This window comes from Christensenella sp. (assembly GCF_034927525.1).
Lineage (GTDB): Bacteria > Bacillota > Clostridia > Christensenellales > Christensenellaceae > Christensenella.
The window spans coordinates 1-5995 of the sequence record NZ_JAYFPU010000224.1; the positions used below are offsets into that span (position 1 = coordinate 1).

Sequence of the window (5995 nt, forward strand, 5' to 3'; positions counted from 1 at the left end):
CACGGCGGCGGCAAAAGCCGGACGCGACAGCACGAAGGATCTGGTTGCGAAATTCGGACGCGCAAGCCGTTTGGGAGAGCGTTCGCGCGGCGTGCTTGACGCCGGATCGGTATCGTGTGCGCTTCTCATCGAGAGCATGAGCGACGGCATCAAAGCAGTATAAACGGTATAACAAAGCTTTCCTTCTAAGTTATAGATAGATCACTCCATCTAATCCACTACTGGGAGAGAAATAGCCGGACGGTATCCTGATAATAGCGACAGGATACCGTCCCTCTCCTCCTTCGTGGAACAGACGAAAGCCACTGGCCAAACGGTTAGGGCTTTTTGTTTTTTTGCAGAAAAGCGACGACCTTTGCACCGTCGTCATACCCTCTCTGGTATAATCTTAAAAATGCGTCCCTATCCTTGGTGAGCGTATCGACACCGCATTCGTCGCACGGCGCGACGAGCAGTATCTTTCCTTGTGCCGCCAGTTCCCTGACTTCTGCAATCGCCTGATTGTACGCTTCGTGACGATGCTCGAGCAGATGTACGATATGCGGGTATTTACGCAGCGCCCACGCGAGCAGGCGCAAGTTCTTTTGCTTTTGTTTGACGTAGGTTTCCTGCCTCGTGATCAGCACGACCACCTTTTCGCAGCCGTCATTAAACGCTTTTTGGTAGGGAACCGGGTCGGAAACGCCCCCGTCGAAATAAAGCTTTCCCTCCACAGGATAGGGTTTACACGCAAGCGGGATCGCGCTGGAGGCTTTTAACACATCGTAGCTGTCCTGCGAAATATTTTGACGCGTGAAATAGACTGGGTTTCCCGTTTGGGCGTCTGTAGCGACGACGTGGTAATCACAATCTGTTTTTGCAAAAGCCTCGTAGTCGAGCGGATATTCTCCGCCCCGGTTCGTCAGGGTGGAATAGATATATTCAAGGTTTAAGTAATTCCTGTTTTTCAGCCAGTTGGAAAGGCTCATGTATTCCCTGCGGAAGGTATATTCCTCAAAGAAGGTAAGCGTGCGACCGCGCTGGCCGGCCAGATAAGAGATCATGTTTGCCGCACCCGCGGAAACGCCAATCCCATAATCGATGGTGATGTTGTGATCCAGTAAATAGTCATAGATGCCGGAGGTATAGACGCCGCGCATCCCGCCTCCGCAGTCGATAAGTCCTGTCATAGCGTTTTTCTCCTTGTGTTGCCAATATTATAACAGAAATTGTAGGTCGTAGGTGTTTTTTGCAAAGAAAAGGCAACAAAAATCCCCGCAGGTATTGCTTGCGGGGATTTTGAAACGCGGCGTATACCGCAACATGGAGCTGATGACGGGATTTGAACCCGTGACCTCGTCCTTACCAAGGACGTGCTCTACCCCTGAGCCACATCAGCATAATTACTTTAATATTATATGCGATTGTGAGGGGATTTTCAATATCAAAGAAGGAACATTAAAAATTTAAAATTTTTTTTAATTTGCTCTTGCAAAAGCACAAAATCCGATGTAATATAAATACAAGAAGATCAATAAAAAGTAAAATTTGATCATTGAAATGATCAAATAAACTGTTTTAGATCGATGAGAACAGTTTATAATAATAACAAGAAGGAGAACAGAATTGGCGGATGTTGATCCGGAGGAGGTTCTCAATGAATATGGAAAGGGTGTGATGCCGATGTACAGTGAGGAACCTGTAATGTTGGGCACACGTACACTGACCCGAAATAAGAGGCTTTGAGGTTTCTTAAGGGGATCGCGGAAAAATATTTTTGAAAAGTCTGAGACGGTTTGGAAATATCCGCGGCGGCAGTCGTAAATAAGACTGAAACAGGGCATAGGCCCGGTGAGGATACCAACACAAGTAAGCGAGAAGCAACCGCTAATGTTGCGTGGGAAAGTTTATGAGTGTGCGGTGCCGAAAGTGTAACAAATCATACGTTGTTTCAAAATAAGTGCCTGAGAGTATCGGAAAAGTCCGCTTGTGTGCTAATAAAAATTTTCTAGGAAAGAAAAGCGGTGCATGAATGGATGGGCGGCGAGAACCGACCGGGGGACGCATGACCCGAAGGTATCAGAAGAATGGCGACTTAGGCAAGGACAGGGTATGTTGAAAAAGATTTAAATAGGTAAAATAGGAATATAAGTAAAAATAAGGAGCCTTGAGAAAGGCTCCTTTTGTTTTGATCAATAATACTCCGCTGTTGTTTTCAGCAGTACAAAAACGATAAAGAGAATAGCAATGAAAAGGATATTATATGTCGACCGCTCCAGCGTATCTTTTCTCACCAGAGGGAATACATTTTGACCAATAAAAGGCAGAAGGGCGAATATCGGCACAAGATACCGGCCTTGCATACCCCAGATCTCAAGTAACCCGACAGGCGTTGAGGCAAGATACATCATCAGGTAGGAGATCACAGTGATGGCAAGCATAATGAGCAGGATGCCGATCCGGCCGCCGATTGAAACACGCGTATTTCCAAGGGTAAGCTGCGGCTCGTGCTCATACCGTGTATAGCAGAAGGCAACCACGGCGATAAAGGCAAAATATGCGATTGTGATAAAGCTTGGCGTAGAGTAACTGAGCCAGCCAAAAGTAAACAGCTGCTCGAGCGTACCGCCGAACATTTCGACGAGCTGGGTGATGAACATAGAGATGACAGCGCCCTTGTTGGCAATCATGAATCGCAACTGATCGTACATATTGGCACCGACAGCATTGATTCCGCCCTCGGCGAGCGCATCGCTTGAGCCGGCGAGCGCTATAGTCGTGGCATAAAACATTGCCATGATGGCGGCGGCGACGATCGCAAAAGTCAGCAGCAGCCCCAGATATTTGGTTTTTGTAGAAGAATACCTTTCCTTTGGGATGAAAAGCAGCAGGAAAAGGAAAGGTGCATAATTATATTTTTTCATGGAAATCAGTACGCAGATCACAGCAAAAATCAAGATTTCCTTATAGGTTATTTTGCGTGTTCGGTCAAAGAACATATTGATGAAATAGGCAATCAATACAAGGGATAGGCCATAAAGTGTGGCGTCCGGGTTATATGATCCGGAGATGTAAAGCGCCATGGGCATCATGGAGATGACAGCCAAAAATAATTTGAACTTCTTTGCCATTTTGACAGCAAGCCAGGCAAGAACCGCGTACAGGACAAGATTTAGGATACGACCCAAATAAAACGCAGGCAGGATATCAAAGTGGAAAAGCTTGGCAATACCAAGGGCCAACGCCTGCGGCAGGTAGCCCGTGAACAGCATTGTCGAACCAAGATCGGTGTATGCTGTCTCGCTGCTGATTGACTGGTTATGCAGTGTTGTATCTGCAAGCGTACTTCGTATATTGTCATAGATATCATTGTAGCTTGTTGTGATGGCATTACCCTGCGGAGTAGAAACAAAGAAATCCCCATTTGCCATCATCATAGACTTGGATAAATGAGCCTGCTCGTCCGGCGTATCGAGAATGGGTGTTGTGACAGAAAACAATATCCCAAAAATAAGAAGAACCAGGAGAACATTACGCGCCAGATTCTGATTCCAGAGCAGGATAGATACAATGGCGGCGATCATCACAAGCATACTCACCAGCCAGATATTGCTGCTGATATGCCGGCTTCCGGAAACAAGGCTCATCTGCTGGTTGATGCTCTGGTCATTTATGGTCAGCTGTGCAGCGCTGCCTGTTGTGAGAGGCTCTGTCACAGGGGAAAGGGCGTTATCCGCAGAAATGGCGTCGGTAGACAGCTGCAGCGTCAGTATCTTTCCGCGTGCATCATAGTCGCCAGGTATACCCAAAAAAATCGTATCCTTTGCCGCTTCACCGTTGAAATCAACTTTGTTAAGAAGCGTTCCGTCCGCTGCCAGTAATTCGGCAGTGTATTTGGAAGAAACGATACGGTTGCCATAATCCATACGGAAGCCAACCATGCTGGGAGGCGTTTCGGCTTCGGCGGGAATCAGTACGGTTTGCTTTAGGATGTCGCCCTTTAGCAATGGTTCGCCAATCGCTGCTTTTTCGTGAGGAGAAATATTGCTGTAAGCCGTAAATGGTGCATTTAGATAGGCAAAGCATAAACACAAAATTGCAACAAAAACAATCATGAAAATACGTTGTTTCATATGGTCGCGTGGAAAGATATTTTGCAATTTTGAGAGAAAAGACTGCTTTTGATCGCTCATATGATTTCACCTTAATAAAATGTGTTGATTAAAAACCCTACTAATTATATCGTTTTGACGGTATACTGTCAATTTGCAGCGGTTTTCTTGGACTTTGCGGCCAAAATTGTGTATACTGATATTGTTCGAAATCCAATAAAAAGGTTAGGGAACTTATGCTGGGATCCATCTTATATCTTTTTTCATGGGTCACGCTTTTTAGCGGTGTATTTCTGTATCAAAAGAGTGATACAAAACAACAGGTGTTTTGTTGGCTGCCCATGCTTTTTTTAGCGGTCACCGGTTTCGGAGCTCTTATGGCTGCGATTTTTAATATTCTGCATATTCCTGTCAACATCATATCTATAGGAGTCGCAAATATCGCTGCTTCGATCTATTTCTGGTATGATGTATTGAAAAATAAAAGACGGCAACAGTATGGTTTGCATTGGTTGGACTTGGTATTTGCAGTGCTGCTGTTTTTGGTTGTGTGTAGTTGTATGCGCGACCAGTTCGGTTCGAGGCTTGAACTTTTCTACCAGACGACGGATCCTGCGCGTCATATGATTTTTGCGATGGATATCGTTAATACACAAAGTGTATCGGGTATGTTTTTTGCTCAATTTAATAATGCAATGTTCATCGAAATGGTCACCCCGTTTTTGTCCTCGGCCTTTTACAGTTATATTCCGTTTATCATAGCAGATGGATGTATGCTTTATTTGTCTGGAATGATGATCTATGCGTTGATGAGGAAATTGTGCAAAAACATGTTCCTGAGAGTGGTCGCAATTGTATTGGCGCTGGTGTATGTGCTGGGATATCCATTCAACAACATGATTTTTGGGTTCACATATCTTGGTGTGGGCGTTACTGTCGTGGGATTGATCCTGTTTGCAGCAGAGGGATATATTCGCGGAGATTTGAAGCGTCATGTAAGTGTAGCTCTTTTATCAATCGGGCTTCTGGAGCTTATGCTCAGCTATCTTTTGTTTGTGCCGGTGGTGATGCTGGCGGTGTTTATTTGCCTGACGGTCTATCTGGTAAAGAAGAAGCAATTTATTAAAAAGAAGACGTTGCTGGAGTATGGGCTCATATTCTTAGTACCTATTGTGCTGGGGCTTTTGTATAGTTATTCCGGTATATTCAATGCACCGGCAACTGATACGACGGTAGGAAGCGCTATTGCACGTGAAGGTCCAATGTATCGCAGTCTGTATGCGAATTTTGTTATATTTATGCCCTTTGCTGCCTATGCGGTTTTAAAATTATTCCATAAAAAGAAAATTTCGCCGGTGGCGGTCATGTTCATTATCCTAATCGCATTTATTGGTATAATGCTTGTATTTGGGTTAAAGGGTAAGGTTGCTTCGTATTATTATTACAAGAACTATTTCCTGTTGTGGCTCCTGTACTTTTATCTGGCATTTTACGGCATCTATTATCTGGCACAAAAATCCATGCGTTTTCTGTGCTCTTACCTGGGCGTGTGGCTGCTGCTTGCACTGATTTCATTTACCAACCTGGAAGCGCGGATCAAGTCGATCAATCCTCTGTATTCTCCGGAGCTGCGGACAAATCAATTTTTTGATGTTTATTTCAATAATATGAATTGGACTGCAAATGGAGACCCGCTGGGGGATGAGCGCATGGATCTTTATCATTATATTTACGATAATAAAGGGGACGGCTATGTTCCGGCAATTGCCAGTGATAATGATAAATCCTGGTTTGAGGCGCTGACCAATCAGCGTATTCCGGATGATCAGGATGATTTGTATGGTTCCGGGCAGGATGCACTGGTACCAAAAATACTGGCGGATGACAAGGCGGAATATATCCTT

4 protein-coding genes and 1 tRNA gene are annotated in these 5995 nt (G+C 44.9%); 2 read left to right on the plus strand and 3 right to left on the minus strand.

The genetic code is table 11. From position 1 onward, the window contains the following. A partial coding sequence (locus tag VB081_RS15040) for a DAK2 domain-containing protein (protein ID WP_323400548.1) occupies nucleotides 1–163 on the plus strand: 163 nt, incomplete at its 5' end. 154 nt (nucleotides 164–317) lie between these two features. On the opposite strand, the gene VB081_RS09315 is transcribed toward VB081_RS15040, so the two are convergent. From VB081_RS09315 to VB081_RS09325, 3 genes are all read right to left on the minus strand, one after another. Further along, a complete protein-coding gene (locus tag VB081_RS09315; protein ID WP_323400545.1) occupies nucleotides 318–1169 on the minus strand; it encodes a patatin-like phospholipase family protein in 852 nt (283 codons plus the stop codon). Nucleotides 1170–1303: 134 nt separating this feature from the next. Further along, nucleotides 1304–1378 (minus strand) — tRNA-Thr (locus tag VB081_RS09320). 793 nt (nucleotides 1379–2171) lie between these two features. Then, entirely contained in the window at nucleotides 2172–4172 is a 2001-nt protein-coding gene (locus tag VB081_RS09325) for a DUF2142 domain-containing protein (protein ID WP_323400546.1), read from the minus strand. Between the two features lie 296 nt (nucleotides 4173–4468). Between VB081_RS09325 and VB081_RS09330 the strand changes: the two genes are divergently transcribed. After that, nucleotides 4469–5995 (plus strand): hypothetical protein (locus VB081_RS09330; protein ID WP_323400547.1); only part of this gene is annotated, 1527 nt, incomplete at its 3' end.